The 26,040-nt window shown below is 72.3% G+C and carries 23 protein-coding genes; 16 read left to right on the forward strand and 7 right to left on the reverse strand.

Annotation, left to right across the window (positions count from 1 at the left end; all coding sequences use genetic code 11):
- The first annotated feature begins 6 nt into the window (after positions 1-6).
- Positions 7-870 (forward strand): diaminopimelate epimerase, encoded by an 864-nt coding sequence (gene dapF / locus ABZT87_RS04400; RefSeq protein ID WP_354863191.1) that lies wholly within the window; start codon positions 7-9, stop codon positions 868-870.
- Between the two features lie 126 nt (positions 871-996).
- Here dapF and ABZT87_RS04405 read toward each other — a convergent pair whose 3' ends face one another.
- Complete coding sequence (locus ABZT87_RS04405; protein WP_354862368.1) at positions 997-2,463, reverse strand: NAD-dependent malic enzyme; 1,467 nt, start codon at positions 2,461-2,463, stop codon at positions 997-999.
- A gap of 185 nt (positions 2,464-2,648) precedes the next feature.
- On the opposite strand from ABZT87_RS04405, the gene hflX reads away from it, so the two are divergent.
- A complete protein-coding gene (gene hflX, locus ABZT87_RS04410; protein ID WP_355133551.1) occupies positions 2,649-4,103 on the forward strand; it encodes a GTPase HflX in 1,455 nt (484 codons plus the stop codon).
- Positions 4,104-4,153: 50 nt separating this feature from the next.
- Entirely contained in the window at positions 4,154-5,809 is a 1,656-nt protein-coding gene (locus tag ABZT87_RS04415; RefSeq protein ID WP_355133553.1) for a hypothetical protein, read from the forward strand.
- A 69-nt stretch (positions 5,810-5,878) separates the two neighbouring features.
- Here the strand turns inward: ABZT87_RS04415 and lexA are convergent, their stop codons facing one another.
- A complete protein-coding gene (lexA, locus tag ABZT87_RS04420) occupies positions 5,879-6,664 on the reverse strand; it encodes a transcriptional repressor LexA (protein WP_355064023.1) in 786 nt (261 codons plus the stop codon).
- A 540-nt stretch (positions 6,665-7,204) separates the two neighbouring features.
- On the opposite strand from lexA, the gene nrdR reads away from it, so the two are divergent.
- Together nrdR and ABZT87_RS04430 are read left to right on the forward strand one after the other, a co-directional pair.
- Positions 7,205-7,705, forward strand: a complete 501-nt coding sequence (gene nrdR, locus ABZT87_RS04425; protein ID WP_234587987.1) for a transcriptional regulator NrdR — start codon at positions 7,205-7,207, stop codon at positions 7,703-7,705.
- Positions 7,706-7,737: 32 nt separating this feature from the next.
- On the forward strand, positions 7,738-10,644 hold the full coding sequence (locus tag ABZT87_RS04430; protein WP_354862362.1) for a vitamin B12-dependent ribonucleotide reductase: 2,907 nt from the start codon (positions 7,738-7,740) through the stop codon (positions 10,642-10,644).
- A gap of 81 nt (positions 10,645-10,725) precedes the next feature.
- On the opposite strand, the gene ABZT87_RS04435 is transcribed toward ABZT87_RS04430, so the two are convergent.
- Positions 10,726-11,106, reverse strand: a complete 381-nt coding sequence (locus ABZT87_RS04435; RefSeq protein ID WP_355133555.1) for a hypothetical protein — start codon at positions 11,104-11,106, stop codon at positions 10,726-10,728.
- Between ABZT87_RS04435 and ABZT87_RS04440 the strand changes: the two genes are divergently transcribed.
- The 6 genes from ABZT87_RS04440 (at position 11,099) to ABZT87_RS04465 (ending at position 16,372) form a co-directional block, all read left to right on the forward strand.
- Complete coding sequence (locus tag ABZT87_RS04440) at positions 11,099-11,320, forward strand: hypothetical protein (protein WP_355133708.1); 222 nt, start codon at positions 11,099-11,101, stop codon at positions 11,318-11,320. The genes ABZT87_RS04435 and ABZT87_RS04440 overlap by 8 nt on opposite strands.
- A 138-nt stretch (positions 11,321-11,458) precedes the next feature.
- Positions 11,459-12,457, forward strand: a complete 999-nt coding sequence (locus tag ABZT87_RS04445) for a hypothetical protein (RefSeq protein ID WP_355133557.1) — start codon at positions 11,459-11,461, stop codon at positions 12,455-12,457.
- Positions 12,458-12,649: 192 nt separating this feature from the next.
- Positions 12,650-13,570: an AEC family transporter gene (locus ABZT87_RS04450; protein WP_355133559.1), complete on the forward strand. Its 921-nt coding sequence runs from the start codon at positions 12,650-12,652 to the stop codon at positions 13,568-13,570.
- Between the two features lie 227 nt (positions 13,571-13,797).
- Positions 13,798-14,367, forward strand: a complete 570-nt coding sequence (locus ABZT87_RS04455) for a sigma-70 family RNA polymerase sigma factor (RefSeq protein WP_355133561.1) — start codon at positions 13,798-13,800, stop codon at positions 14,365-14,367.
- 18 nt (positions 14,368-14,385) lie between these two features.
- Positions 14,386-15,351 (forward strand): CU044_5270 family protein, encoded by a 966-nt coding sequence (locus tag ABZT87_RS04460; protein ID WP_355133563.1) that lies wholly within the window; start codon positions 14,386-14,388, stop codon positions 15,349-15,351.
- Between the two features lie 85 nt (positions 15,352-15,436).
- Entirely contained in the window at positions 15,437-16,372 is a 936-nt protein-coding gene (locus ABZT87_RS04465; RefSeq protein ID WP_355133565.1) for a DUF2332 domain-containing protein, read from the forward strand.
- 24 nt (positions 16,373-16,396) lie between these two features.
- Here the strand turns inward: ABZT87_RS04465 and ABZT87_RS04470 are convergent, their stop codons facing one another.
- From ABZT87_RS04470 to ABZT87_RS04480, 3 genes are read right to left on the reverse strand one after another with little or no spacing between them, the layout of a single operon-like run.
- Positions 16,397-17,332 (reverse strand): MerR family transcriptional regulator, encoded by a 936-nt coding sequence (locus ABZT87_RS04470; RefSeq protein ID WP_355133567.1) that lies wholly within the window; start codon positions 17,330-17,332, stop codon positions 16,397-16,399.
- 46 nt (positions 17,333-17,378) lie between these two features.
- Positions 17,379-18,218 carry an alpha/beta hydrolase gene (locus ABZT87_RS04475; RefSeq protein ID WP_355133569.1) on the reverse strand — a complete coding sequence of 280 codons (840 nt, stop codon included), beginning with the start codon at positions 18,216-18,218 and terminating at the stop codon, positions 17,379-17,381.
- Positions 18,219-18,229: 11 nt separating this feature from the next.
- Positions 18,230-19,516 carry an MFS transporter gene (locus ABZT87_RS04480; protein ID WP_355133571.1) on the reverse strand — a complete coding sequence of 429 codons (1,287 nt, stop codon included), beginning with the start codon at positions 19,514-19,516 and terminating at the stop codon, positions 18,230-18,232.
- A 142-nt stretch (positions 19,517-19,658) separates the two neighbouring features.
- Between ABZT87_RS04480 and ABZT87_RS04485 the strand changes: the two genes are divergently transcribed.
- Together ABZT87_RS04485 and ABZT87_RS04490 are read left to right on the forward strand one after the other, a co-directional pair.
- On the forward strand, positions 19,659-19,913 hold the full coding sequence (locus ABZT87_RS04485; protein ID WP_355133572.1) for a DUF5522 domain-containing protein: 255 nt from the start codon (positions 19,659-19,661) through the stop codon (positions 19,911-19,913).
- Between the two features lie 99 nt (positions 19,914-20,012).
- Positions 20,013-20,561, forward strand: a complete 549-nt coding sequence (locus tag ABZT87_RS04490) for a hypothetical protein (RefSeq protein ID WP_355133574.1) — start codon at positions 20,013-20,015, stop codon at positions 20,559-20,561.
- Positions 20,562-20,580: 19 nt separating this feature from the next.
- Here the strand turns inward: ABZT87_RS04490 and ABZT87_RS04495 are convergent, their stop codons facing one another.
- Complete coding sequence (locus tag ABZT87_RS04495; protein WP_355133576.1) at positions 20,581-21,270, reverse strand: metal-dependent transcriptional regulator; 690 nt, start codon at positions 21,268-21,270, stop codon at positions 20,581-20,583.
- A gap of 100 nt (positions 21,271-21,370) precedes the next feature.
- Here ABZT87_RS04495 and ABZT87_RS04500 point away from each other — a divergent pair, with 100 nt between their 5' ends.
- From ABZT87_RS04500 to ABZT87_RS04510, 3 genes are read left to right on the forward strand one after another with little or no spacing between them, the layout of a single operon-like run.
- Positions 21,371-22,231, forward strand: a complete 861-nt coding sequence (locus ABZT87_RS04500; protein WP_355133578.1) for a sulfurtransferase — start codon at positions 21,371-21,373, stop codon at positions 22,229-22,231.
- 48 nt (positions 22,232-22,279) lie between these two features.
- Positions 22,280-23,461 (forward strand): acetoin utilization protein AcuC, encoded by a 1,182-nt coding sequence (locus tag ABZT87_RS04505; RefSeq protein ID WP_355133580.1) that lies wholly within the window; start codon positions 22,280-22,282, stop codon positions 23,459-23,461.
- Positions 23,462-23,476: 15 nt separating this feature from the next.
- A complete protein-coding gene (locus tag ABZT87_RS04510) occupies positions 23,477-26,032 on the forward strand; it encodes a GNAT family N-acetyltransferase (protein ID WP_355133582.1) in 2,556 nt (851 codons plus the stop codon).
- The last annotated feature ends 8 nt before the right edge of the window (positions 26,033-26,040 follow it).

Genomic DNA, 26,040 nt, shown 5'->3' on the forward strand with positions numbered 1-26,040 from the left:
GGGGGCGTGGAGTTCACCAAGGGCCACGGCACCGGCAACGACTTCGTCCTCCTGCCCGACCCGGACGGTCAGCTCGACCTGACCCCGGAGCTGGTCGCGGCGCTCTGCGACCGGCGGCGGGGCATCGGCGCGGACGGCGTGCTGCGGGTCGTCCGGGCGGCCAAGCATCCGGACGGCGCCGGGCTGGCCGGCGAGGCCGAGTGGTTCATGGACTACTGGAACGCCGACGGTTCGTTCGCCGAGATGTGCGGCAACGGCGCCCGGGTCTTCGTGCGCTACCTGCTCGACAACGAGCTGGCCACGCCGGCCGGCGCGGCGTTGCCGGTGGCCACCCGGGCCGGCGTCGTGCGCGCGCTGGTCGAGGGCGACGCCGTGTCCGTCGAGATGCGCCGCCCCCAGGTGTACGACTCCTCGACCGCCACCCTGGGCGGGCTGACCCTGCCCGGCACGGCTGTGGACATCGGCAACCCGCACCTGGTCTGTGTCCTGCCGGCGGGCGTGGAGTTGGCCGCGCTGGATCTCACCGTCGCGCCCGGGTTCGACCCGGAGGTCTTCCCGGCCGGCGTCAACGTGGAGTTCATCGTGGCGGGCGACCCGGTCGACGGCACCGACGGGCACTCCCTGATGCGGGTGTACGAGCGTGGCAGCGCCGAGACCCTGTCCTGCGGCACCGGTGCCTGCGCGGTGGGCGCGGTGGCCCTGCGCGACGCCGGCCGCGACACCGGTGTGGTCGCCGTCGACGTCCCCGGCGGCCGCCTGACGGTGACGGTCACCGAGAACTCCTGCTGGCTGTCCGGCCCCGCCGTCCTGGTGGCAACGGGCGAGATCAGCCTTTCCGCGCTGACCAACCCAACCCACCCCCTCCTCTGACCCACCGCGCCCACATCGCGGGCGCGCCGCGTCGATCATGAAGTTATTGCCAGCCTGCTCGGCGTGTCATGGCATTAACTTCATGATCGACGGAGGGGCGGGGTCGGGTGCCCGGCGGTTCGTGCGTTACGGGGTGGCGCTGGCGTTGGCCGCGATCTCGGGGAGGTCGGTGGGGCCCGGGTCGGCTGCCGGGAGAGGGCTGGGGTTGTTCGCGGCGGCCCGGACGGCGGCGGCGACCGCCGGGGCGACCCGCGAGTCGAAGACGCTCGGCACGATCACCGTCGGGTTGATCTTCTCCTCACCGACGACGTCGGCGATGGCCCGGGCGGCCGCGATCGCCATCTCCTCGGTGAACTCCTCGGCGTGCGCGTCAAGCATCCCGCGGAACACGCCGGGGAAGGCGAGCACGTTGTTGATCTGGTTGGGCTGGTCCGAGCGGCCGGTGGCGACCACCGCGGCGTACTTGCGCGCCTCCCGGGGGTCGACCTCCGGGTCCGGGTTGGCCAGCGCGAAGACGATGGCGTCCTTCGCCATGCCGGCGATGTCGTCGCCGGTGAGCAGGTTCGGCGCGCTGACCCCGATGAACACGTCGGCGCCCCGGATCGCGCCGGGCAGGTCGCCCGCGTAGTTCTCCTTGTTGGTGTTCTCCGCCAGCCACTGCCAGGCCGGGTTGAGGTCGGTCAGCCCGCGGTGCAGGGCGCCCTGGCGGTCGTACGCGATGATGTCGCCGACGCCCTGGCGCAGCAGCAGCTTCATGATCGCGGTGCCCGCCGCGCCGGCGCCGGAGACGACGACCCGGACGTCCGCGAGCTGCTTGCCCACGACGCGCAGCGCGTTGGTCAGCGCGGCCAGCACGCAGATCGCGGTGCCGTGCTGATCGTCGTGGAAGACCGGGATGTCCAGCGCCTCGCGCAGCCGGGCCTCGATCTCGAAGCAGCGCGGCGCGGCGATGTCCTCCAGGTTGATCCCGCCGTACGCGGGCGCGATCGCCTTGACGATCTGCACGATCTCGTCGGTGTCCTGCGTGTCCAGCACGACCGGCCAGGCGTCCACCCCGCCGAAGCGCTTGAACAGCGCGGCCTTGCCCTCCATCACCGGCAGCGACGCGGCCGGGCCCAGGTTGCCCAGCCCGAGCACCGCGGAGCCGTCGCTGACCACCGCCACCGTGTTGCGCTTGATCGTCAGCCGTCGGGCGTCCGCCGGGTTCTCGGCGATCGCCATGCAGACCCGGGCCACCCCCGGGGTGTACGCCCGGGACAGCTCGTCACGGTTGCGCAGCGCGACCTTGGAGGTCACCTCGATCTTGCCGCCGAGGTGCAGGAGGAAGGTGCGGTCCGACACCTTGCGCACGTCCACGCCGTCGAGCGCGGTCAGCGCCTCGACCACCTGGTCGGCGTGACCGGCGTCGGCGGTGTCGCAGGTCAGGTCGACGATCACGTTGGTCGGGTCCGAGTCCACCACGTCCAGCGCCGTGACGATCGCTCCGGCCTCGCCGACGGAGGTGGTGAGCCGGCCGATCGAGGACGCGTCCGCGGTCACGGCGATCCGGATGGTGATCGAGAATCCGGCGCTCGGCAGTCGGGTGATGGCCACGGGGTCCCTCCGTCACGGCTGTGCGGCCGGTCGGCCGCCGCCCCCGCATTTCTACCGGGTTGTCGAGGTCGACCGGTATTCGCCCCCACTTTTGGCGACCTCCAGCACGGGCATATAGCAGGTGCGTTCGGCGTTGTGCCATGTCAGGATTACGTTCTACTCATCATTTCGGACAGGAGAACCGCTTGCGAGACCAGGAGAGCTTCGTCCCCGTCGAGGACGAGTTCGACGACGTCACCACTGGCGAGATGGAGCTGTCGGAGCGACAGTCCCTGCGACGCGTTCCGGGCCTGTCAACCGAGCTCACCGACGTCACCGAGGTGGAATACCGCCAGCTGCGACTGGAGCGGGTCGTCCTGGTGGGCGTCTGGACCGAGGGCACGGTCACCGACGCGGAGAATTCCCTGACCGAGCTGGCCGCGCTGGCCGAGACCGCCGGCTCGCAGGTGCTCGAAGGGCTGATCCAGCGTCGTACCCGACCCGACCCGGCCACGTACATCGGTCGCGGCAAGGTCGACGATCTTGGCGCGGTGGTGCTGTCCACCGGCGCCGACACGGTCATCTGTGACGGTGAGCTGTCGCCGTCGCAGCTGCGCAACCTGGAGCAGCGCACCAAGGTCAAGGTTGTCGACCGGACGGCGCTGATCCTCGACATCTTCGCCCAGCACGCCAAGAGCAAGGAAGGTAAGGCGCAGGTCGAGCTGGCCCAGCTCCAATACCTGCTGCCCCGACTGCGCGGTTGGGGTGAGACGCTCTCCCGCCAGACCGGTGGTAGCGGTCGCGGCGGCGGCGCGGGCGGCGGTGTGGGTGTGCGTGGTCCCGGTGAGACCAAGCTGGAGACCGACCGTCGGCGCATCCGTCACCGCATCTCCCGGCTGCGCCGCGAGATCAAGAGCATGCGCACGGTACGCGTCACCAAGCGCGCCCGTCGCACCCGCAACTCCGTGCCCGCCGTGGCCATCGCCGGCTACACCAACGCCGGCAAGTCCAGCCTGCTCAACCGACTGACCGGCGCGGGCGTGCTGGTGGAGAACGCGCTCTTCGCGACGCTCGACCCGACCACCCGCAAGGCCACCACCTCGGACGGGCGGCTCTACACGCTCTCCGACACGGTGGGCTTCGTCCGGCACCTGCCGCACCAGATCGTCGAGGCGTTCCGCTCGACACTGGAGGAGGTCGCGGAGGCGGACCTGGTGGTGCACGTCGTCGACGGCACCCACCCGGATCCGGAGGAGCAGGTCCGGGCGGTGCACGAGGTGCTCGCCGAGGTGGGCGCGGACCGGCTGCCCGAGCTGCTGGTGGTCAACAAGACCGACGCGGCCGACGAGGACGCGCTGCTGCGGCTCAAGCGACTCTGGCCCGAGGCGATCTTCGTCTCGGCGCACTCGGGGCGGGGGATCGACGCCCTGCGGGCGGCGATCGAGGAGCGGCTGCCGCAACCCGCCGTGGAGGTCCGGGCCGTGCTGCCGTACGACCGGGGTGACCTGGTGTCCCGGGTGCACCGCACGGGCGAGGTGCTCAGTACGTCGCACCTGCCGGAGGGCACCCTGCTGCACGTTCGGGTCAGCGCGGCGCTCGCCGCCGAGCTGGCGCCGTTCGACGTGCAGCGCGAGGGCCAGGCGGTCGGCAGCCGGCCCTGAGCGGCCCCGGCGTCATCCACCGGAAACGCGCGGCATGCGACACTGGCCGAATGCGCCGCGTTGTTTCCTCGGTCACGGTTGCCCTCGGCCTGCTCGGGGCAACCGTGGCGCTGGCCGGAGTCGCCGTAGCCGCTCCCGCTCCCGGATCATCCCAGCCGCCCGGCGCCACCCCCGGCAAGAAGCGCTGCTCGGTCACCGACGAGCGGCTGCGGGAGCTGTCCGGGCTGGTAGCGACCAAGACCGGCTACATCGTCATCAACGACGGCACCGAGGTTGAGGCGCGCAAACGGATCTTCTTCCTCGACAGCAAGTGCAAGGTCGTCAAGGAGCCGGTCCGCTACTCGGGTCAGGGGCCGTTCGACACCGAGGACCTCGCCGTGTCGCCGAAGGGCGACACGCTGTGGATCGGTGACATCGGCGACAACACCACCAACAAGGAGCGGCGGTCGCGGATCGCGGTCTGGACCATGCCGATCACCGGTACGAAGCAGCCCGTGCTGCACCGGCTCTCCTACCCCGAGAACAAGCCGCACGACGCCGAGGCGTTGCTGGTGGGGGCCGACGGCCTCCCGCTGATCATCACCAAGGTGTCGAGCGGCAACGCGGAGATCTACACCCCGACGGCGAAGCTGAGGAACGGCGACACCGCGCCGGTGCCGATGAAGAAGGTCGGCGAGATCAAGCTGCCGAAGACCACCACGGAGAACCCGCTCAGCGTCTACGGGCGGCTCGCGGTCACCGGGGCCGCCCGATCGCCGGACGGCAGCCGCGTCGTCGTCCGGACGTACGCGGACGCCTTCGAGTACGACGTGACCGACGGCAACATCGTCGGGGCGCTCACCACCGGCAAGCCGCGGGTGACGCCACTGGCCGACCCGTTCGGTGAGGCGATCTCCTACACCCCGGACGGGAAGACCTTCGTCACCGTCTCCGACGGCGGGCAGCTCACCGCGGACGAGCCCGTCGACATTCTGAGCTACACGCCGTCCAACAGCGTGGCCGCGCCCGTTGCCGCTCCCGGGGGTGCCAACCCGGCCGCCGAGAAGTCCTGGATCGACGGGCTCAGTCTCGATGACATCACCTACCTCGTGGGCGCGGTCGGCGTGCTCGGTCTGCTGCTCGTCGGCGCCGGCATCGTCGGCATCCTGCGGGCCCGCCGCCGGCCACCGGCGGCCGACGATTCGGACTCGACGGATGATCGGGACGACCGGCGCGGCGCAGGGCGGGACGAGGGCGCCCCGCCCGGCGGTGGCCGTCCCGGCACCGGCGTGTACGGCGGTGCGGCGGCCGATGGCGGCGTCTACGGCGGTGGTTCCGGCCGGGGCGGTCCCGCTCCTGCTGGCGGTGCCGTGTACGGCGGCGGCGGTGCGCGCCCAGCCGGTGAGGGGGGTGGCGGCGGTTACGGCCCCGCCCGCCCCGGCGGTGGTGGCGGCGGTGCTCCGGTCGGTGGCGGTGTCTACGGTGGCGGCCGTGCCGGCGGCCCCGCAGGTCGACCCGGCGGTGCCGGTGGCCGACCGGGCGGCGGGGTGTACGGCGGCGGTGGTGGTCAGCCCGGCGGCGGTCGGGCGGAGCCGCCACGGCGCGGTGGGCAGGAGCCGGACTACCGGGGCCAGCGGCCCGGCCGTCGGCGGGACGGCGACGTGCCCGGCGACCCGTACGGGCAGTATCCCGGGGGCGGCCGTGGCCAGCGGGGCGACCGCTACTGACACGGTCAGCGCCATCGGTCCGGCCGCGCGGGTGAGCGCGGTGGGGCCACTCACCCGCGCGCCGGCCGGTCAGATCCGGCGGAGCACCGCCACAACCCGGCCCATGATGGTGGCGTCGTCGCCGGGGATCGGGTCGAAGGCGGGGTTCTGCGGCATCAGCCAGACGTGCCCGTCGCGTCGCCGGTAGGTCTTGACGGTGGCCTCGCCGTCGAGCATGGCGGCCACGATCTCGCCCGAGTCGGCCGTCGGCTGCTGCCGGACGACCACCCAGTCGCCGTCGCAGATCGCCGCGTCGAGCATCGAGTCACCCTTGACCTGGAGCATGAACACCTCGCCCTCGCCGACCAGCTCGCGGGGCAGGGGGAAGATGTCCTCCACTGCCTGCTCGGCGAGGATCGGCCCACCGGCGGCGATGCGGCCGAGCATCGGCACGTACGCCGGGGTGGGCCGTTGGGCGCGGGACAACTCGTCGTCGATGGCCTCGCTGGGGGCACGGACGTCCACCGCTCGGGGCCGGTTGGGGTCGCGGCGGAGGAAGCCCTTCTTCTCCAGCTCCTTGAGCTGGTAGGCGACGCTCGACGGGGACACCAGGCCGACCGCCTCGCCGATCTCACGGACGCTCGGCGGGTAGCCGTGCCGGTCGACCCAGGTGCGGATGAACTCCAGGATGCGGCGCTGGCGGGCGGTCAGGTCGACCGTCGCGGGGTCGGGGAAGGCGCTGACCACCGGGGTGACCGGGCGCACGGCAGGCTGACCCGTCCGGCTGCGCGCGGCGCTGCGGCGTCGGGTGGCCGGCGGGCCCGCCTCGGTGATCTGCTGCGGGCTCTTCGGCCGGCTGGCCCGGTCTTCGGTCACGTCCGTCCTCCCTGGTCGGCGCTGGGTGCCTCGTCGGCTCGTGGTGCGTGCGGTGGTGCCATGTTGTTCATGACCGTATAGGTGAGATCGGTCATTTTCAAACATCTGTACGACCTCTCACCGGCGTGTCGGGGTGAAAAACCGCTCCGGTCGTACGGATGTTCTGATAAATGGTACGTCGAGTAGCACGGATGTTCGATCGGTGGCTGTTTTCCGGGGCGTTCCGGCCGTGCGGCCGGTAACCGGGGCGGGTTCCCGGCGTTGGTTCTGCGGTGAGGTGGCAGGTGCGGATGACCGGATGGTCCGTGACGCGCCGGACACGCCGGTCGACTTGACCCGGGTTCGCCAGCGACATACGGTCAACCCCTAGATGTAGTAGTGACACGGGCGTAAGTTGCCTACAGGTTGGGTTCGACTACCGACCGCACTCCCGTAACGTTGATCACGGCGGGCGTCACCCGAGGGTGGTGCCGCCGTGGCGAGCCGTGTCCGGAAGTGCCCGGAGTGTCCGCGGTTGATCATGATTTTGGAGGTTGGGCGATGCGGTGTCCGTACTGCCGGCACGCCGACTCCCGCGTGGTCGACTCGCGGGAGGCCGACGACGGCCAGCTCATCCGGCGGCGGCGCTCCTGCCCGGAGTGCGGCAAGCGGTTCACCACCGTCGAGGAGGCGGTCCTCGCGGTGGTCAAGCGCAGCGGGGTGACCGAGCCGTTCAGTCGTACGAAGATCATCGGCGGGGTGCGCAAGGCGTGCCAGGGCCGGCCGGTGGACGACGACTCACTCGCGCTGCTGGCGCAGCGCGTGGAGGAGACCGTCCGGGCCAAGGGGGCCGCCGAGATCCCCAGTCACGAGGTGGGCCTGGCGATCCTGGGCCCGCTGCGCGACCTGGACGAGATCGCCTACCTGCGGTTCGCCAGCGTCTACCGCTCCTTCGACTCGCTCGCCGACTTCGAGCGCGAGATCGAGACGTTGCGGGCCGTGGCGCGAGCCCGGGAGCAGGGCCGGGCCGACGCGGTTGAGGCCGCCGGCCGTACCAGTTGACTTCACTGTTTTTCGAAAGATCAGGACGCGCGGTGGGTGACCGCGCAGACGAGGGGGGCGACGGCGTGACAACGAGCCGTTCACGGAACAAGGCAGGCGCGGGGCTGAAGATCGAGCGGGTGTGGACGACGGAGGGGGTCCACCCGTACGACGAGGTGTCCTGGGAGCGCCGCGACGTCGTGATGACGAACTGGCGGGACGGCTCGATCAACTTCGAGCAGCGTGGGGTTGAGTTCCCGGAGTCGTGGAGCGTCAACGCGGCGAACATCGTGACCACCAAGTACTTCCGGGGCGCGGTGGGGACCCCGGAGCGGGAGTGGTCGCTCAAGCAGCTGATCGACCGGGTGGTCACCACCTACCGCACCGCCGGCGAGGAGTACGGCTACTTCGCCAGCCCGGCGGACGCCGAGGTCTTCGCCCACGAGCTGACCTGGATGCTGCTGAACCAGGTGTTCAGCTTCAACTCGCCGGTCTGGTTCAACGTCGGCACGCCGTCGCCGCAGCAGGTGAGTGCCTGCTTCATCCTCTCCGTCGACGACTCGATGGACTCCATCCTCGACTGGTACAAGGAGGAGGGGCGGATCTTCCAGGGCGGCTCGGGGGCCGGGGTCAACCTCTCCCGGATCCGTTCCTCCAAGGAACTGCTCTCCTCCGGCGGCACCGCCTCCGGCCCGGTCAGCTTCATGCGCGGCGCGGACGCCTCCGCCGGCACCATCAAGTCCGGTGGCGCCACCCGGCGCGCGGCCAAGATGGTCATCCTCGACGTGGACCACCCGGACATCGAGGAGTTCGTGGCGACCAAGGCGCGCGAGGAGGACAAGATCCGCGCGCTGCGCGACGCCGGGTTCGACATGGACCTCGGCGGCTCCGACATCGTCAGCGTGCAGTACCAGAACGCCAACAACTCGGTCCGCGTCTCGGACGAGTTCATGACCGCCGTGCAGAACGGCGGCGGCTTTGACCTGCGCGGTCGCCTGGACGGCTCGGTGATCGACACCGTGGACGCCAAGAAGCTGTTCCGCACCATCTCCCAGGCCGCCTGGGAGTGCGCCGACCCCGGCCTGCAGTACGACGACACGATCAACGACTGGCACACCTGCCCGGAGACCGGGCGGATCACCGCGTCGAACCCGTGCTCGGAGTACCTGCACCTGGACAACTCCTCGTGCAACCTCGCCTCGCTCAACCTCATGAAGTTCCTCCGGGCCGACGGCGGCTTCGAGGTGGAGAAGTTCGTCAAGTCCGTCGAGTTCGTCATCACCGCGATGGACATCTCGATCTGCTTCGCCGACTTCCCGACCGAGAAGATCGGTGAGACCACCCGCGCCTACCGGCAGCTCGGCATCGGCTACGCCAACCTGGGCGCCCTGTTGATGGCCACCGGCCTGCCGTACGACTCGGACCAGGGCCGCTCGGTCGCCGCGTCGATCACGTCGCTGATGACCGGCACCGCCTACCGCCGCTCCGCCGAGCTGGCCGGCGTCGTCGGCCCGTACGACGGCTACGCCCGCAACGCCGAGCCGCACAAGCGGGTCATGCGCAAGCACGCCGCGGCCAACGACGAGATCAAGCCGACCAGCCCGGTGGCCACCGCGATCGTCCGTGAGGCGACCAAGCAGTGGACCCAGGGCAACAAGATCGGTGACAAGTTCGGCTGGCGCAACGCGCAGGCCAGCGTCCTCGCCCCGACCGGCACGATCGGCTTCATGATGGACTGCGACACGACCGGCGTGGAGCCGGACCTGGCGCTGGTCAAGTTCAAGAAGCTGGTCGGCGGCGGCTCGATGCAGATCGTCAACCAGACGGTGCCGCGCGCCCTGCGCAGCCTCGGCTACCCCGAGGAGCAGGTCGAGGCGATCATCGAGCACATCGCCGACCACGGCCACGTGGTGGACGCCCCGGGCCTCAAGCCGGAGCACTACGCGGTGTTCGACTGCGCGATGGGCGAGCGGTCGATCGCCCCGATGGGCCACGTGCGGATGATGGCGGCGATCCAGCCGTTCGTCTCCGGCGCCATCTCCAAGACGGTCAACATGCCGGAGGCGGCCACCGTCGAGGACGTCGAGAAGATCTACTTCGAGGGCTGGAAGCTCGGCCTCAAGGCGCTGGCGATCTACCGGGACAACTGCAAGGTCGGCCAGCCGCTCTCGGTGGCCAAGTCCAAGAAGGCCACCACGCCGGCCGCCGTCGAGACCGCAGCCGCCGCGCCGGCCGCGGTGGAGAAGGTCATCGAGTACCGGCCGGTGCGTAAGCGCCTGCCGAAGAAGCGCACGTCCGAGACGGTCAGCTTCTCCGTCGGTGGCGCCGAGGGCTACCTCACCGCGTCGTCCTACCCGGACGACGGCCTCGGCGAGGTCTTCCTCAAGATGTCCAAGCAGGGCTCCACCCTGGCCGGCGTGATGGACGCCTTCTCGGTGGCCATCAGCATCGGCCTGCAGTACGGCGTGCCGCTGGAGACGTTCGTCAGCAAGTTCACCAACATGCGCTTCGAGCCGGCCGGCATGACCGACGACCCGGACGTGCGGATGGCGGCCTCGGTGATGGACTACATCTTCCGTCGCCTGGCACTGGACTTCCTGCCCTACGAGCGCCGCGCCGAGCTGGGCATCTTCACCGCCAGCGAGCGGGCCGCCCAGCTGCGGGCCGAGGCCGACGCGGAGGCCGCCGCCGTCACCGGCGCGGAACTCACCGCGATGGCGTCGTCGGCACCGGTCGAGGCCCCGGCCAGGACCGAGGCCGTCGCTCAGCCGGCCCAGGAGATGGCCGACGTGGCCGTCGCCAAGCCGGCCCCGAGCGTGGGTTCCAGCACCGAACTGCTGGAGGCCGTGATCGGCAAGGCCGCCGACGCGCCGCTCTGCTTCACCTGCGGTACGAAGATGCGCCCCGCCGGTAGCTGCTACGTCTGCGAGGGCTGCGGCTCCACCAGCGGCTGCAGCTGACGTACGCGTAACGCGGCGCTGCCCCGGTCTCCGTCGTTGGAGGCCGGGGCAGCGCCGGTGGCGAAGTCCCGGCATGAGCGATCATCCGGGCACCTCAATCCAGCGGGCGGCCGCGTCGAACGTGTCCGTCGGGGTGGCGTTGAATGCGATCGCCGCCTCGGGCGCGTGCCGACGCACCAGATTGACCACCAGCTCGAACAGTTCCGGCTGATTGCGCACCCCGCCACCAATGACGACGCACTCCCAGGGCTGGGCGCACAGGGCAGTGGTGACCACCGCCTCCACATCGTCGCTGCCGTCGAAGCCGAACAGGCAGAACTCAGCCCCCACTTTGTGTTCGACGAATCGGGCCCTTCCGACTTCGATGCCGTCTGCGACCGGCTTGGGGTCCCACGGCCCCGGCACCCGATACGGATCCAACCCGATCACCAGCACGCGGGGTGTGAGGGCCGTCGTGTCCACAGTCGAAGACTACGTGGCGCGGTGCATGGTCATCGGCAGAATCCAATGTCGGCGACCACGGACCGGCGACGGGCCCCGGACCGTACGCGGCGGAGCCGCCGACCTCTACCCGTGGCAGGGCTGTGACGAGTGGCTGCTACTGCTCTCCGCCACCCGGTACGAGCACTGCGACTTCACGGCGGTACGCCCGGCCGCACCACTGCCACCCCACTGAGGGTGGTCTGAGAGTAGATCTCTATTCCAGCCGGCAGGCAGCCGATAGCCGTCTCCCCACCGGCGCTGCGCCAACGGCGGCAGAAGAGTGTGCTCCGGCCGTCCACATCCGCGTGACCGGCTGCAGTACCGTCATGCCGTGCATTTCGTGTATCGCTCTCACTACGAGGGCCAGTTGAGCAAGCGGGTCCGGCGGCTGCCGGACGAGACCGTGCTGAATTGGTTCCGGCGAGGCTGGGACTGCGACGATCCGGAGTCCTGGGTCGAGAACGAGCTGGGCGGTGACGTCTACGGCCTCGATTCGATCTTCGAGGCGGCACGGAAGCACGGCCTGTCTCGGGCGGCAACGACCAGCGAGCTGCGCGAGCTCCTGCATGAGCACTTGTACGTCGAGGGTGACGAGGACTTCATCCGCCTCGACGACCACAGCCTCCGGGTACGGACCGATGACGACGAAGTGGAACTGGCCTATTTCTTCCTCGATGACGAGGTGGTCGCGACCGCCCCCGACCGGTTGGCATACCTGTTCCAGTCGTGGCCGTTGCCTGGCGCGGAAGGTGAGTCGACGTCGTTCGTCGCCGATGTGCCGGTGACAGCCGTTACGCCCGCCAGTACCGGTGACGCCAGCACGTACGCGGTGTTCCTCACGTTCTACGACAGCGAAAGCCTCGCCTGCTCCCAGCCGCTGGTATTCCCGGGGGTCGGGTTGCGGGAACTGGCCGGACATCTCCGGACCGCGGACCCCGACAGCGGTGCAGAATGGCCACCCGAGCTGCTGGTCTTGCGAGCACTCGTCGCGCCCGAAGAAGACGCCATCAGGCCGGCGCTGGAGCGGTGCAACAGATGGCCCGGCTTCAACCTCAACGCCGACCCGTGGCCCGACCTGCCCAACGAGCACGGCCCCGCCCACCGCGAAGCCATGGAGCTTCTTACAACGGGCCGATACGTCGACGGCCGAAGCCCCGACGCGTCGCGCATCGAGGTCGACGAACATCTCGCCCAAGTCACCATGCACTGTGGTCAGTCATTCGGGTACCAACAGTGGTTTCTGTTCGACACCGTGTGGGCGGCCGCTCACCCCGACCTGGCCCAATCACTGCTGCGCTATGGCAACCACTGGGATCCACTCGAGGACTGACAGCAGCCGAGCCATCAGCTCCGATCGTCGGGACGAGCGGATGCCGTCAACCCGGCCAGGCCGACTACCCGGCCGTAAGGTCGATGACATTCTCGCCCAGGTGGAGATTGTCGCCGGGTTTCTCGGCTCGTACGCCCCGGACGCCCGCCAGTCCCTGAGCCGGCGCGACGCCCGCCCGCCGGTGACGGCCGTATGAGCCTGGTGTCGGCGTTCGTACCGATCTGGATCCTTACCGCGGTCGGTTACGCGGCCTGTCGTTGGGGTCTTCTGGGCGAGGCGGTGGCGTCGGTGCTCGGCCGGTTCGTGTTCCATCTTGCGATGCCGGCCGCCCTGTTCCTGGCCCTGTCCCGAATGCCGCTCTCCGGGTTCGCCGGCCGCTCGCTGCTCGCCTTTGGGCTGAGCACTGCCGCGGTCGTCGGGTTCGGCTGGGTCGGCGCGAGTTGGCTGTTCGGTCGCGAGCCCGGCGAACGGCCGATCTGGGGCATGGCCGCCGGGTACGTGAACTCGGCGAACCTGGGCATCCCGATCGCAACGCAGGTCCTCGGCGACGTGTCGTTCCTGGCGGAGGTGGTCCTGCTGCAGGTGCTGGTGGTGACGCCCGTGATCCTGGTCGCCTTGGATCGGCACAGCGACCCGGCCGGGCGGGTAGGGGTCCGCCGTATCGCCTCCCTGCCGGTACGCAACCCGGTGATCCTGGCGTCGCTGCTCGGTGTCGCATGCTCGGCTGGCGGCCTGCATCTGCCGTCGGCGGCCGGCGCGTCGCTCACCCTGCTGTCGGGCGCCGCGGTTCCGGCCGCCCTGGTCGCGCTCTGCGCGTCACTGCACCGCACGGCGCCGTCGCGAGCAGAGCCGACCAAGCTGGAGCTGGCTGTGATCACCGCGCTGAAGCTCGTCGCACAGCCGGTCATCGCGTACGCGGCCGGGCTGGCTTTGCACCTGTCGGCGCCACAGTTGCTCGCCGTGGTGGTGTGCGCGGGCCTGCCGACAGCGCAGAACACGTTCATCTTCGGCCAGGAGTACGGAGTCGGCGAGGCGGTGGCCAACCGGGCGGTGGTGGTGACCACGACGCTGTCGCTGGCCACCCTGGCCGCGGCGGCGGCGCTGCTCGGGTAGGTCCGCCGGCTGACTCGTTCAGCAATCCTGGTGAGTCACGCCGACCATGGCACTGGCGGACACGTCTGTACCCACGTCCCGCAGCTGGAGGAGATCTCCCGGCGGCGAAGGGAGGCCCCCGGATCAACCGACGATGAGCTGCCTCGACCTCCGTGCCGGATGGCTCGGTAACACCCGCGCTCCGTCTGACGAAGAAGGGGTGTAGCGGCTACGAGAGAGGACGGCCTGTGAATGAGCCTGGCGGAGCGGAGGGTGACATCTCCGGCATCGGGGTCGATCCGGTGGCCTTCGCGGCCTTCTACCGGCGGCACCTGGAGGCGGTGGGTCGGTTCGTGGCGCGGCGGGTCGACGACCCACACCTCGCTGCCGACCTGACCGCCGACGTGTTCCTGGCGGTGATCGAATCGGCGGCCGGCTACCGGCCGGACCGGGGCAGCCAGATCGGCTGGCTGTTCGGGGTGGCCCGCAACGTCATCGGCGACGAGCGACGTCGGGCGGCCCAACGGCTGCGGGTGACGGGCCGACTGGCGGGACGACGGGACCTGGGCCCCGATGACATTGCCCGCATCGAGGAGCGGATCGACGCCGAGTCGGCGGCCCGCCGCACCTATCGAGCATTGAGCGAGCTACCCGAGGGCACCCGCACGCTTGTCGAACTCGTCGCCGTGGACGGCCTCACCGTCGCCGAGGCGGCGACCGTGCTCGGGATGTCGCCGGTCGCCGCTCGGGTCCGCCTGCATCGTGCCCGTCGCGTCGTCCGTGCCGTGCTCGCCCACCCGGCCGCCACCCTCGCCTGAGATGAGACGGAGCTGACGATGAACACGATTGAACGGTCGCCGCAGGGTTTCGAGGAGCAGCTTCTCAGGGACCTGAGCGCACACGTTGCCCAACGGGCCGAGCTGGCGTCGGCGGGCCGTCCGGCCGGACGCCGTACCCCGTTCCTGCGCGGTTGGCGCCTCGCCGGAGCGGTCGGGATGGCGGTGACGCTGACCGCCGGTGCGCTGGCGGTCCAGACCATGAAGATGGGCGATCAGTCGCCGCCCACGGCCACCGCGTCCGAGGTCTTCCACCTGGCGGCCGACGTCGCCCGGCAGCAGCCGGAGCTCACCGCCCGCCCCGACCAGTACGTCTTCACAGAGTCCCTGGCGACGATACGGGAGCTTCCGACCAGCGGTCCGTACCGGACGATACGGAACCAACGGTGGCAGTCGGCCGGTGGCGTCGCCTACACGCAGGCACGCTATCGACCGGAGACCGATCCGAACGGGTGGAGCCAACTGAAGGTGCTCCGCATCGATGATCCCGCCGATCCCGACAAGGAGCTCGACGCGTTCCAGCCGCCCGCGTACCACGGCGATCTGCCCACCGAGCCCGACGAGCTGCTGCGCTACCTTCGGGCGCACCCGGTCGACCTGCATCTACCCGAAGGCGCCGATGAGGAGGCCGTCTACGGGGACGAGAGCATGGCGTACACCACCGCGTGGTCGATGCTCGACGGATACGTGCCACCCCGAGCGCTCGCGGCGCTGTTCGAACTGCTGGCACGGCAACCCGGAGCGGTCGTCATCTCGGGTGACGTGGTGGACGCCGCCGGCCGCCATGGGGTGGCGATTCGGATGCCCGGGGTGATCGGTGGAAACCTGGACCTCATCTTCGATCGGGACTCCCACGTCTACCTCGGCACCCGCAACTCCGTGGTGCGTGACGGCAAGGAATCCCTGTACAACGCTGTCGCGCTACTGCGCATCGCCATCGTCGACCGACCGGGCCAGCTGCCCTGAGCGGTGCCGGGCTCGAGAAGGCCGGTGGGTCAGCGCACAGGCACGGGGGCTGACCCACCGAGGAATGGGCTGCGACGATGAGGGCATGACAACCGCAGAGGCGTACGTCGAGTTCGCGCGCCGCGAGGCGCACGGGGTCTCACCGACGTACGAGCGACTGTCCGACGCCGTCGCCCACGACGACGACCTGCTCGCCCTCCTCGACGCGCTTCCGCCGGCCAAGCGACAGCCGAATCTGCTGTTCGGCGTCGTCCGCTGGCTCGGTGGCCCGGTCGACGACCCGGCCGCGTTTCAGGACTACGCGGTGACGCACTGGCCGGTCATCGAGACGGAGTTACGACGAAGGGCCACCCAGACGAACGAGGCCGGCCGCTGCGCCGTCCTGCTGCCGGTGCTCGCCGCGCTGCCGCAGCCCCTGGCCCTGCTGGAGGTCGGCGCGTCCGCCGGGCTCTGCCTCTACCCCGACCGGTACGCCTACCGCTACGGGGAGCACCGGATCGGGTCCGGCGAGCCGGTCCTGGAGTGCGCGGCCAGCGGATTCGTGCCGCCTGAGCGCGTACCCCAGGTGGTGTGGCGGGCCGGCCTGGACCTGAACCCGCTCGACGTGACCGACGCGGACGCGGTGTCGTGGTTGGACGCCCTGATCTGGCCGGAGCACGCGCACCGGCGGGCCCGCCTGCGCGCCGCCGCGGCGGTCGCTGCGGCCGATCCGCCGCTGCTGATCCGCGGCGACCTGGTGGACGACCTGCCGGCGCTGGCCACGCGGGCGCCGGCCGGCGCGACGCTTGTCATCTTCCACACCTCGGTGCTCTACCAGGTGCCCGTCGCTCGTCGGGAGGCGTTCGTCCGGCTGGTGCGTCAGCTGCCGGGGCACTGGATCGCCAACGAGGCCCCGGAGGTGCTGCCCTACGACGGGCTGCCCGACTCGCCGGACGCGGCGCTGCACAACGTCCTTGCGCTGGACGGCAAGCCGCTGGCCTGGGCCCGGGGGCACGGCCAGGCGCTGACCTGGTTCGCCTGACGTTCCGACGCCGACCCGGCCGGTTCAGCGGTTCCGCGCGGGCGTCCGGGCGCGCAGGGCACGGATGAACCAGTCCGCCGCCGGCGCGACCGCGCCACCGCCCGACCAGCCGTTGATCACCGATAGCAGGTCGAGGTAGCGGTCCCGGCGAGGGTCGTTGGCCAGCACCAGCCGGTCGAGCAATCGCTGGCGCAGGTCGGCGCCGTCGGGGAGGCCGTGCAGGCGGGCGTACCGGTCGGTGACCGCCGCGACCACCGGCCCGGCCTCGGGTCCGGCCGGATCGAGACCGGCGGCCAGGGCGTTGGCCACCCCGTCCCGGACCATGGCGACGGCGTCCGGGCGGGGCAGCCCGGGCACGTCGTTGTCGGCGGCGTGCTGGCGAGCGAGCCGCCGCATGCTCGCCCGGAAGGCAGGGTCCCGGCACAGGTCGGCCAACTCCACCCACGCCTGCACCTGCTCGGCGGTGGGGTCGTCGGGCAGGTCCGGCGTCATCGAGACGAGCACGCCCGGGTACGTCGGCGGGTCGCCGGTGAAGACGCTGTCCAGGAAGTCGTCCACCAGTTGCCCCCGTTGGTGGGCGGTGAGCTGGGCCAACCGGTGCAGGTCGTCCACCTCGGAGGGGCCCGCCTCCCGCCTCGCCGCGACGGTCAGCACGGCCTGGCGCAGCCGCAGCACCCGGATCTGCACCGCCAGCGCCTCGGCGTGCGCGGCGGCCACCTCGTGCAGGGGCACCTCGCGGTCCACCACCCGACGGATGGAGGCCAGGTCCACGCCCAGGTCGCGCAGCGTCCGGACCAGTTCCAGTCGCGCGACGGCCTCCGGGCCGTACTGGCGGTAGCCGGCCGGGCTCCGGTCGGTCGGCGGCACGATCCCGCTGTCGGCGTAGTACCGGATGGTCTTGACGCTCAGCCCGGTGCGTCGGGCCAGGTCGCCGATCGTGTACCGCTCGTCACCGCTCATGCCCCCACCCTCGCGTCTCCCCCCGGTGGAGACTCAAGCCACCGCATCAGCCCAGGAACGCCGAGACGGTGGCGGTGAACGAGTCGGCGTCGTCCAGCCACGGGTAGTGCCCCGCGCCCGGCTGTACGACCAGCTCGGCGCCGGGCATCAGCTCCGCGAGCTGGGCAACCAGGCCCGGCGGGGCACCGAGATCCAGCTCACCGGCGAGCAGCAGCACCGGGCGTGGGTGGGCGGCGAGCGCGGCGCGGGTGGCCGGCGGGTCGAAGGCGCCGTCGGCGCCGAACATCCGGGCGGCCTCCTGGTTGCGCTGGGCGGCCTCGACCGCCTGGTGCGCGCGGGCCGCCGTGTCCCACCGGCCGTAGAAGAACGGCGCGATCGCCTGCCAGGCGTCGCCGGTGGCCCGTCCGGTCACCATGGACTCCAGCGCCGAGGCGGCCTCCGGGTACCACCGCTCACCGGTGCGGGCCCGGATGACCTCCTGGCGCAGAGCGGCGGTCGCCTCCAGCCCCACGGCCCGGGTGCTCGGCGTGATCAGCGCGAGCCGGCGCACGCGGTCGGGGTGTCGGGCCGCGTACTGCAGCGCCACGTTCGCGCCGGCGGAGTGCCCGAGCAGGTCCAGCCGGTCGAGCCCCAGGTGCACGCGTAGCGTCTCGACGTCCGCGACCAGGCGGTCGCACCGGTACGAGGAGGCGTCCGACGGCACCGCCGACCGGCCGGTGCCGCGCAGGTCCAGCCGAACCAGGCTCCGATGCGAGGACAGGCCGCCCAGGTCACCGAGGTACGCCGAGTCGCGCATCGGCCCGCCCGGCAGGCAGATCAGCGGGTCGCCCCCGCCGAGACTCCGATACGCGAGCGTGGTGCCGTCCCAGGCGGCGAAGGTGGGCATGCCCCACCCTCTCAGACGCCGACGTCCGGCGGCGTGTCCCGCATCCGGCGCAGCGGCGAGCAGACCACGAACAGGCACGCCGCCCAGGTGCCCAGCACGCAGACCCAGAGCGCGCCGCGCAGCCCCAGCGTGGTGCCGAGCGCGCCGCCGGTCAGCGCGCCGAGCGGGATCACCCCGAAGCAGATCCAGAGGAACGCGGCGTTGACCCGGCCGAGGATCGCCGGCGGGGTGATCCGCTGCCGGTACGACATCGATGCCACGTTGAACAGCACCGCGTTGGCCGAGAACGCGGCCAGCCCGACACCGTAGAGCAGCAGTCCCCAGCCGGGTCGGGCCAACGGCATCAGCAGATAGAACGGGCCCGGGGCGGTCATCGCCACCCAGATCACCCGGGCCGAGCCGAGCCAGGCCGACAGCCGGGCGGCCAGCACCCCCACCACCAGCCCGCCGACGGCGCTGACCGAGAAGACCAGACCCACCTGCACCGGCGCGGCGTGCAGCTCCCGCACCAGGAAGGTCACCTCGATCGAGGCGGACGCCATCACCCAGAGGTTCGACCACGTCGTGCAGGCCAGGATGCTGACCAGGATCGGCTGCCGCCGGATGAAGCCGAGCCCGTCGGTCAACTCCACCCGCAGGGGTACGCGGGGAGCCGGCCCGCGGCGTACCGGTGGCTGCCGGATCAGGATCAGCGTCAGCGCGCTGACCAGGAAGGCGAACCCGTTGGCCAGGAAGGTGCGGGCGGCGCCGACCAGCCCGATCAACGCGCCGCTGACCGTCGGGCCGACCAGTTCGGCGGCGTCCTGGCTGATGGTCAACTTGGCGTTGCCGTCCACCAGCAGGTCCGCCGGCACCAGCCGGGGCAGCAGAGTCTTGTACGCCACGGTGAACAGCACGGTGAGCACGCCACCGAGCCCGACCACCGCGTACAGGAAGGGCAGGGTGAGGTGGCCGACCAGCGCGGCCACCGGCAGGGACAGCAGGAGCGCGGCCCGACCCAGGTCGCACGCGATCATCAGCCGCCGCTGGTCGAGCCGGTCGGCGACGATGCCCGCCGGCAGCGAGAACAGCAGGTACGGCAGCCAGGCCAGGACGGTCAGCAGGGAGACCTGGAACACGCTGGCGTGCAGGGTGTCGGCGGCGAGCAGCGGCACTGCGACATTGGCGATCCGGGTGCCCAGCTCGCTGACCGTCTGACCGCCCCAGAGCAGCAGGAAGTTCCGGCTGCGCCGCAGCGACGGGATCGCCCCCGCCTCGACCGCCTCGACCGCCGGGGACCGCTGCACCTGCTGACTCACCGTCGCCGCCTGTCCGTGCGGGTAAGCGCCGCCGGCCGGCGGCCCGCGGACTCTACCGAGGCGCCACCCCACCCGGCACCGCAATTCCGTCCGCCCGGCACGGCTGGGCCACCGCCGACGGGTCCTCCCTAGACTGCTGCGGGTGAGCGGAGAGCGACGACCCCTGGCGGATCGGCCGCTCACCGAGCCGCACCCGTCCCGGCTGCCGCCCGAGCACCCCGAGCGGGCCCGGATCCTCGCCGCGCACGCCGCCGCGCTGGCCGCCGGTGAAGCCGGTTACCCCGACCCGGCGACGGGGCTCTTCGTGCTCAGCGCCGGCTTCCTCGCCCGCCGCGGCACGTGCTGCGGCCGGGGCTGCCGGCACTGCCCGTACGTGGACGATCCACCGTCGGAATAGGCGTGCACGAGGACTTCCGCCCGACCCGCACACCCCGTACGGTGTCCGACGGACATCCGGCGGGGCCCCCTCCGCCGTCGGTCGGCGAGAGGGTGGAGCGTGCGCGGGCGGATCGTGGTCGCCGGGCTGGCGGGCCTGCTGCTGAGCGGCTGTGCCGCCGAGGCCGAGCCGGTGGCGGTGCCGCCGCAGGCGCCGGTCGCCCTGGACGTGTCGGCGGCTTCCTCAGGGGGCGCGTGCCGGCTGTTGGACTTCGCGGTGATCGAGCAGCTCGTCAAGGTGCGCTTCGACGTGGCGGCGGCCAGCGAGCGGGGTGACACGCACACGTGCGTGGTCCGGGCCGAACGCGCGGCGCTGCCGGAGCTGATGCTCAGTGTGTCCGAGACCACCATCGACAAGACCACCTTCGGCGCGGACGTGGTGCCCGACAAGGCGGCGAAGGTCACCGGGCTGGGTCAGCAGGCGTACCGGCGTACCACCGCCGCGACCGGCGGGCACGGCCCGGTCGCCGAGGTCGGCTGGCTGGGCACCGACGGACGCCTGGCCACGCTGACCTGGACGGGCGCCCGTGCCGCCGACCGCGCGGCCGCCGACAAGCTGGCCGGAGACCTGGTCGGGCTGGCCAAGAAGGTGGACACCCGGGCGCTGTGACGCCCGGGTGGGCGGCCGGTCAGTTGGCGGCGACGAAGACCCGGGAGGCGACCTCGCGAGGCAGCCGCACCCGGTCGCCGGAGCGGTCGATCGACACCCCGTCGCGCTCCTGGGCCACCGTCACCGTGGCGCCCGGGTCCACCCCGGCGGCGTGCAGCTGGCGCAGCACGTCGGCGTCCTTCTGCACGCTCTCGCAGATCCGCCGCACCACGACCGGCCCGGAGAGGCCGGGGAAGGCCAGGTTGCGCTCGCCCTCGGCGGCCTCGGTGGTCTCCGCCTCGGCCGACCCCAGCTCCGCAAGCCCGGGGATCGGGTTGCCGTACGGGGAGCGGGTCGGCCGGTTGAGCAGGTCGTACACCCGCTTCTCCACCGCGTCGCTCATCACGTGCTCCCAACGGCAGGCCTCCTCGTGGGCCTCCTCGTAGGGCATCCCGATGACGTTGACCAGCAGCAGCTCGGCGAGGCGGTGCTTGCGCATCACGGAGACGGCGCTGCCCCGGCCGAGCGCGGTGAGCGTCAGGTGCCGGTCGCCCTCGACGGTGAGGAGGCCGTCGCGCTCCATCCGGGCGACGGTCTGGCTCACGGTGGGGCCGCTCTGCTGCAGCCGTTCGGCGATCCGGGCGCGCAGGGGCGGCACCCCCTCCTCCTCCAACTCGAGGATGGTGCGCAGGTACATCTCGGTCGTGTCGACCAGGTCGTGAGACTTCATAACGTCAGCGGCCCTCCGGTGCACGATGCTACCTCGCTGCGTGGCCGACGACCGCCGCCGAACCGCGTGGTGCCGACCCGGATGGTGTTGGATGGTCGCCATGTCCGGTACCGAGGAGTTGCTTGTCGAGGTCGATCAGCTCGCCGTCGAACTCGACCACGCCGACCCGCCCACCCTCCTCGACGTCCGCTGGCGGCTCACCGGCCCGCCCGGCCACGACGACTACCTGGCCGGTCACCTGCCCGGCGCGGTCTTCGTCGATTTGGACACCGCGCTGTGCGGGCCGCCCGGGGTCGGCGGCCGGCACCCGCTGCCCGATCCGGGCGCGCTCCAGGCCGCGCTGCGGGCCGCCGGCGTCCGCGCCGGTCACCCCGTGGTGGTGTACGACGGCGGTGACGGCCTGGCCGCCGCGCGCGCCTGGTGGACGTTGCGCTGGGCCGGGCACCGGCCGGTGCGCCTGCTGCACGGTGGCTTCCCGGCCTGGGTCGCCGCCGGACGACGGGTCTCCACCACCGCGCCCGCCCCGGCCGACGGCGACGTCGAGGTGCGCCCCGGTGATCTTCCGGTGCTGGATGCCGGGCAGGCCGCCGCGCTGGCTGCCGCCGACGACGCCGTGCTGCTCGACGTGCGCGCGGCGCCCCGCTACGCCGGCGAGGTCGAGCCGATCGACCCGGTCGCCGGTCACGTGCCCGGCGCGGCCAACCTGCCCGCCGGCGAGTACGTGGGCGCCGACGGGCGCTTCCCGGCCGCCGACGTGCTGCGCGAGCGGTTCGCCGCGGTCGGCGCGACCGGGGCGCGGGCGGTCGGGGCGTACTGCGGCTCCGGGGTGACCGCCGCGCAGGCGGTCCTCGCGCTGCACCTGGCCGGCCGCACGGACGCCGCGCTCTACGTGGGTTCGTGGAGCAACTGGGTCGCCGACCCGGCCCGGCCGGTCGCCTCCGGGCCGACACCCGGCCGCTGACCAGCGCGTGCGGTGGGCCGACGACGGTCCTCGTGCGACGATGAGCTCATGTCCGACGACACGGTAGTGGTGTGGGACCCCTCGCTGCTCGCCTACGACATGGGTGACCATCCGCTCGACCCGGTCCGGGTGGAGCTGACCGTCGCGCTCGCCCGGGAGCTGGGCATCCTGGATCGTCCCGGGGTGCGCGTGGTCAAGCCGGAGCCCGCCGACGACTCCCTGCTCACCCGCGTGCACCACCCGGCCTACCTGGCCGCGGTGCGGGCCGCGCCGCGTGACCCGCTGTTCGCCGGGTACGGGCTGGGCACCTCCGACAACCCGGTCTTCGAGGGGATGCACGAGTCCAGCGCGTTGATCGCTGGCGCGACCGTGACCGCGGCCGAGGCGGTCTGGCGCGGTGACGCCCGCCGGGCCGTGAACGTGGCCGGTGGGCTGCACCACGCGATGCCCGCCCGGGCGTCCGGCTTCTGCGTCTACAACGACCCGGCGGTGGCCATCGCCCGCCTGCTGGATCTGGGCGCCGAGCGCATCGCGTACGTCGACGTGGACGTGCACCACGGCGACGGGGTGCAGCAGATCTTCTGGGACGACCCCCGGGTGCTCACGGTCAGCCTGCACGAGACGCCGCTCGCGCTCTTTCCGGGCACCGGCTTCCCGGACGAGACCGGCGGGCCGGGCGCGCAGGGCAGCGCGGTGAACATGCCGCTGCCGCCCGGCGTCGACGACACCGGCTGGCAGCGGGCGTTCCACGCGATCGTGCCGTCGGTGCTGCGCGCGTTCCGGCCGCAGGTGCTGGTGAGCCAGTGCGGCGCGGACGGGCACCGACTGGATCCGCTGGCCGACCTGAACCTGACGGTGGACGGGCAGCGCGCGACCTACCTGGCGTTGCGGGCGCTCGCCGACGAGCTGTGCGAGGGCCGCTGGGTGGCCACCGGCGGCGGCGGGTACGCGCTGGTCGAGGTCGTGCCCCGAGCCTGGAGCCACCTGTTGGCCGTGGCGACCGGTGACCCGATCGACCCGGCGACGCTCACCCCGCCGGGCTGGCGTGAGCTGGCCGCGGCCCGTCGGCCGGGCCGGGAGATTCCGCTGCGGATGACCGACGACGCGGACCCGTCGTACGAGCCGTGGCAGCCGACGGGCGAGCCGAACGCGGTGGACCGGGCGATCGCGGCGACTCGCAAGACCGTCTTCCCGCTGCTCGGGCTCGACCCGTACGACCCGCGGGACTGAGCCGGGCCGTTTCCTGTGACGACCGTGGACCAGCCGGTGGACGTGCTGCTCAGCGACGGCAGCACCGTCCAGTTGCGACCGATCAGGCCGGACGACGCGCCGGCGATCGTGGCGATGCACAGCCGGTTCTCCGAGCGCACCCGCTACCTGCGCTACTTCTCGCCGTACCCGCGCATCCCGGAACGGGATCTGATCCGGTTCGTCACGGTCGACCACCACGACCGGGAGGCGTTCGTGGTGCTGGCCGGGGACCGGCTCGTCGCCGTCGGCCGGTACGAGCGGCTCGGCCCGCAGGCGCCGGAGGCGGAGGTCGCCTTCGTGGTCGAGGACGCCTTCCAGGGCCGGGGCATCGGCCCGGTGCTGATGGAGCACCTGGCCGACGCCGCGCGGCGCAACGGCATCCTGAGCTTCGTCGCCGAGGTGCTCCCGGCCAACGGGACGATGCTGCGGGTCTTCTCCGACTTCGGCTACCAGGTGCAGCGCGCGTACGCCGACGGGGTGGTGCACCTGAGCTTCCCGATCGCCCCGACGGAGGCGACCCTGGAGGTGCAGCGCGGCCGGGAGCACCGCACCGAGGCCCGCTCGATCGCCCGGCTGCTCGCCCCGCGAGGCATCGCCGTCTACGGCGCGAGCGCCACCGGCCAGGGCGTCGGCGCGGCCGTGCTCGGGCACCTGCGCGACGGCGGGTTCACCGGCGCGGTGGTGCCGGTGCACCCGAGCGCGTCGACGGTGGCGGGACTGCCCGCGTACCCCTCGGCGGTTGACGCCGGGGTCGCGGTGGACCTGGCGGTGGTGGCGGTCCCGCCGGAGGCGGCGACCACGGTGGTCGCGGACGCGGCCGCCGCCGGGGTGCACGGCCTGGTCGTGATCTCGGCCGGCTTCGCCGAGGCCGGCCCGGAGGGCGCGGCCAGGCAACGTGCGCTGGTCCGCGCGGCGCACGCCGCCGGGATGCGCGTGGTGGGCCCGAACTGCCTGGGCGTGGCCAACACCGACCCGACGGTACGCCTCAACGCCACCCTCGCCCCGGCGCTGCCGCCGGCCGGTCGGGTTGGCATCTTCAGCCAGTCCGGCGCGTTCGGGGTGGCGCTGCTCGCCGAGGCGGACCGGCGTGGCCTCGGGCTGTCCAGCTTCGTGTCGGCCGGCAACCGGGCCGACGTGTCGGGCAACGACCTGCTGCAGTACTGGCAGGACGACCCGGGCACCGACGTGATCATGTTGTATCTGGAGACGTTCGGCAATCCGCGCAAGTTCGCCCGGCTGGCCCGGCGGATCGGCCGGGCGAAACCGGTCGTGGCGCTTGCCTCGCCGGCCCGCCCGGCCGGTGTGGGCGACACCGCCGGCCCGGACGAGGTGGCGGTGGCCGCGCTGTTCGCCCAGTCCGGGGTGATCCGGGTGGACACCGTGCCGGAGCTGCTCGACGTGGGGGTGTTGCTGGCCAACCAGCCGCTGCCGGCCGGCGGCCGGGTCGGCGTGGTCGGCAACTCGTCGGCGCTGACCGGCCTGGCCGCCACGGCCTGTGTCGGGCAGGGCCTGACCGTCGCCGAGGGCTACCCGCGCGACGTCGCGCCGAGCGCCGGCGCCGACGAGTTCGCCGCCGCCCTCGCCGAGACGGCCGCCGATGACCGGGTGGACGCGCTCGTCGTGGTCTTCGCCCCGCCCCTGCCCGGCCAACGCACCGAGGTGGACGCCGATGTCACCGCCGCGCTGCCGGCCGCCCTCGCCCTGGGCAAGCCGACCGTGGCGACGTTCCTGGTCGGTCGGTTGCCGGCCGGGGTACCGGCGTACGCCGGCGTGGAGGAGGCCGTCCGGGCGCTCGCCCGGGTGCACCGGTACGCCGAGTGGCTGCGCCGCCCGCCCGGGGTCGCGCCCGAGCTGCCCGGGATCGACCGGGACGCCGCGGCGGCCGCGCTGCGCGCCGACGGCACCGACGCGGAGGCGCTGCTGGCCGCGTACGGCATCGAGACCGTCGCGTCGGTGCCCGTGGACTCGGTCGACGCGGCGGTCGACGCGGCGGCGCGGGTGGGTTACCCGGTGGCGCTCAAGGCCGCGGCCGCGGGGCTGCGACACCGGCTCGACCTGGGCGCGGTCCGCCTCGATCTGCCCGACGAGGCGAGCGTCCGCCGCGCGTACGCCGACATGGCCGCCGGCTTCGGCGCGGACGTGCTGGTGCAGCCGATGGTCCCGCCCGGTGTGGCCTGCGTGGTGGAGCTGGTGGAAGATCCGGCGTTCGGGCCGGTGGTCGGCTTCGGCCTCGGCGGGGTCGCCACCGAGCTGCTGGGCGATCGGGCCTGGCGGGCGGTGCCGCTGACCCACACCGACGCCGCCGAGCTGGTCGACGAACCCCGGGCGGCACCGCTGTTGCGGGGGCACCGGGGCGCCGCGCCGGTGGACCGGGCGGCGCTGGCCGACCTGCTGCTGCGGGTCGGTCAGCTGGCCGACGAGCAGCCCCGCGTGCGCTCGGTGACCCTCAACCCGGTGCTCGCCCGCCCGGACGGCATCTCGGTCCTGCACGCCCAGGTGCGGGTGGGCGGGGTGGCCGCCCGCCCGGACACCGGCCCCCGGCGCCTCTGACCGCGGCC

This window comes from Micromonospora sp. NPDC005237 (genome assembly GCF_040607775.1).
Lineage (GTDB): Bacteria > Actinomycetota > Actinomycetes > Mycobacteriales > Micromonosporaceae > Micromonospora.

What these genes read in the sequence shown, in the direction of transcription:
- ABZT87_RS04415 (WP_355133553.1), top strand. Translation starts at nt 4,154, where the DNA reads ATGCGCCGCGTTGTTTCCTCGGTCACGGTTGCCCTCGGCCTGCTCGGG.
- nrdR (WP_234587987.1), top strand. Translation starts at nt 7,205, where the DNA reads ATGCGGTGTCCGTACTGCCGGCACGCCGACTCCCGCGTGGTCGACTCG.
- ABZT87_RS04450 (WP_355133559.1), top strand. Translation starts at nt 12,650, where the DNA reads ATGAGCCTGGTGTCGGCGTTCGTACCGATCTGGATCCTTACCGCGGTC.
- ABZT87_RS04460 (WP_355133563.1), top strand. Translation starts at nt 14,386, where the DNA reads ATGAACACGATTGAACGGTCGCCGCAGGGTTTCGAGGAGCAGCTTCTC.
- ABZT87_RS04465 (WP_355133565.1), top strand. Translation starts at nt 15,437, where the DNA reads ATGACAACCGCAGAGGCGTACGTCGAGTTCGCGCGCCGCGAGGCGCAC.
- ABZT87_RS04470 (WP_355133567.1), bottom strand. Translation starts at nt 17,332, where the DNA reads ATGAGCGGTGACGAGCGGTACACGATCGGCGACCTGGCCCGACGCACC.
- ABZT87_RS04475 (WP_355133569.1), bottom strand. Translation starts at nt 18,218, where the DNA reads ATGCCCACCTTCGCCGCCTGGGACGGCACCACGCTCGCGTATCGGAGT.
- ABZT87_RS04495 (WP_355133576.1), bottom strand. Translation starts at nt 21,270, where the DNA reads ATGAAGTCTCACGACCTGGTCGACACGACCGAGATGTACCTGCGCACC.
- ABZT87_RS04500 (WP_355133578.1), top strand. Translation starts at nt 21,371, where the DNA reads ATGTCCGGTACCGAGGAGTTGCTTGTCGAGGTCGATCAGCTCGCCGTC.
- ABZT87_RS04505 (WP_355133580.1), top strand. Translation starts at nt 22,280, where the DNA reads ATGTCCGACGACACGGTAGTGGTGTGGGACCCCTCGCTGCTCGCCTAC.